Below are 2189 nucleotides of genomic sequence, written 5' to 3'. Positions count from 1 at the left end.
CCGCCTCGCTTCGCTCGGCGGCTAATTTGTATGGGATTTTTGGCGAAAAAGAAATGCTTTTATCAATAAGGGCAAAAGAAATTTTTTCATTCAATTCATAAAACCATGAGATATGTAATTTACGCTCGCAAGTCGAGTGAATCAGAAGAAAGACAAATTTTGAGTATTGAAGCGCAGCTCGCAGAGATGCAAGAGTATTCCGCCAAAGAAAAACTTGAAATTGTCGCTTCCTTTCAGGAAGCCCAAACTGCCAAAGAACCTGGGCGAATGAAATTCGCCGAAATGTTGTCATTTCTGCAAGCCGGAGAAGCAGACGGAATAATTTCATGGCATCCCGATCGTCTCGCCCGAAATTCGATTGACGGCGGACAAATCGTGTATCTCTTGGACACAGGAAAAATTAAAGACCTCAAATTTCCTACATTCTGGTTTGAGAACACGCCACAGGGAAAATTTATGCTGAACATTGCCTTTGGACAGAGCAAATACTACGTTGATAATCTTTCAGAAAATATCAGGCGTGGACATCGTGCCAAACTCCGTCGTGGCGTATATCCTGGCTCCGCACCCATTGGCTATCTCAACAATCATCGCACTCGCGATATTGATGTTGACCCAGAAAGAGCGACAATGATACGCAAAGGTTTCGAACTATACGCGACAGGAAAATATACGCTGAAGCAAATCGCGAGGGCGTTTAAAGATATAGGATTGCGGAGCCACAAGGGTAATGTTCTGGCAGTTTCCTGTGTCCAGAGAATTTTGAGCAAGTCGTTTTATTACGGACTCTTTGAGTTCAAAAGCGAGACGTATCAGGGAACGCACGAGTCGTTGGTATCAAAGAAACTTTTTGACGAATGCCAAGAAGTAATGAAATCTCGCGGACATATCAAGACACGCAAAGCAGAGAAAACTTTTCCATTTCGCGGACTACTCACCTGCGGGGAATGTAAATGTGCGATTACTGCTGAAACACAAAAAGGACATAACTATTATCGCTGTACTAAAAAGCGCGAAATGTGTTCGCAAAAATATGTCCGCGAAGAATTACTAACGGAACAGATAAAAAGTTTTCTTCAAAAAGTTTCTTTATCGAGCCAAGACACCGAGAAAGTTTTGCGCGAGTTAGACAAGGACGAGCAGAAAGCAAAAAATGATAATCAAGCCATTCTCCAAAATCTCAAAAGTGAGATAGCCGACATTGGTGCAAAGTTGGATAAATTGCTTTCTGCGTATCTTGACGAGATAGTTTCTGCCGAGGAATACGCCATGCAGAAACAAAAATTGCTCTCGCGCAAAGTGGAGTGTACTGAAGAAATCAGTGAAATCGAGAACGGAAACGTATCTTGGCTCGAACCGGCTCGTGCGTTTGTAAAATCCCTTAATTACGCGACAAAACTGGTGCGGAGTGGGGATAAGTCAGAAATGACAACATTTCTAAAACAAACCGGCTCGAACCATATTTTGTTTGATAAATGCATTTCTTTTTCGCCAAAAATCCCATACAAATTAGCCGCCGAGCGAAGCGAGGCGGGCAACTCGCATTTGCAAAATCCTTCTTGGCGGAGGGGGAGAGATTCGAACTCTCGGTACCCTTGCGAGCACTCCGGTTTTCAAGACCGGTGCCTTCAACCACTCAGCCACCCCTCCATGTCCCATAATAGTAGCAAAACATAACCGGTTTTTCTAGGCTCGGGTATGCGCTATACTATCTGTATATGCCGGAAATGAAGACCCTTTTTTCGTGGCGGGCTCCCGAATATTTTTATAACGAGAAAGGAGGCGGATGGTATGCCGCTTTGGGCGCGCTTACCGTCGTGCTTCTTGTGCTTGCCTACCTCTTGAATAATTTTCTATTTGGGGTATTAATTATAGTGTCATCTTTCGCGGTTGCTCTCTATGGCGCACGGCGGCCAAAAACCGTTTTGTTTGCGCTTACGGAGCAGGGTCTGCGGATAGAGAATCGCTTGTATCCATATGACAACATACAGTCATTCTGGATGCATTATGACCCTCCGCGATCCAAAGAGATGACCATCATTTTTAAAAAAGGCGTTATGCCGCGGCTTTCAATACCGCTTGAAGATGCTGACCCGAATGAGATCCGGGACATTTTTATCAAGCATGTAGACGAAGAGCCGCACGAAGAAACATTTTCCGATACTCTCGGACGATATCTTCGTTTTTAA

At 44.2% G+C, this 2189-nt stretch carries 1 protein-coding gene, 1 tRNA gene and 2 pseudogenes; 3 read left to right on the top strand and 1 reads right to left on the bottom strand.

Annotated elements, in window-relative coordinates:
* Positions 1-105 precede the first annotated feature (105 nt).
* A pseudogene (locus COU47_01100) lies at positions 106-555 on the top strand (hypothetical protein).
* A gap of 315 nt (positions 556-870) precedes the next feature.
* Positions 871-1077 (top strand): annotated as a pseudogene (locus tag COU47_01095) (recombinase family protein).
* Positions 1078-1560: 483 nt separating this feature from the next.
* On the opposite strand, the gene COU47_01090 reads toward COU47_01095, so the two are convergent.
* Positions 1561-1650: transfer RNA gene (locus COU47_01090), tRNA-Ser, on the bottom strand.
* A 68-nt stretch (positions 1651-1718) separates the two neighbouring features.
* Here COU47_01090 and COU47_01085 point away from each other — a divergent pair.
* The gene (locus COU47_01085; protein PIR69673.1) at positions 1719-2189 is read left to right on the top strand and encodes a hypothetical protein; all 471 of its coding nucleotides are present in this window, start codon (positions 1719-1721) and stop codon (positions 2187-2189) included.

The organism is Candidatus Niyogibacteria bacterium CG10_big_fil_rev_8_21_14_0_10_46_36, from assembly GCA_002772995.1.
GTDB lineage: Bacteria > Patescibacteriota > Minisyncoccia > 1-14-0-10-42-19 > 1-14-0-10-42-19 > 1-14-0-10-46-36.
Note: the sequence above shows the minus strand (reverse complement) of the source record. Positions and strands in the feature narration are given on the sequence as shown.

Coding starts and splice junctions, on each gene's coding strand:
- COU47_01085 (PIR69673.1), top strand. CDS start 1,719: ATGCCGGAAATGAAGACCCTTTTTTCGTGGCGGGCTCCCGAATATTTT.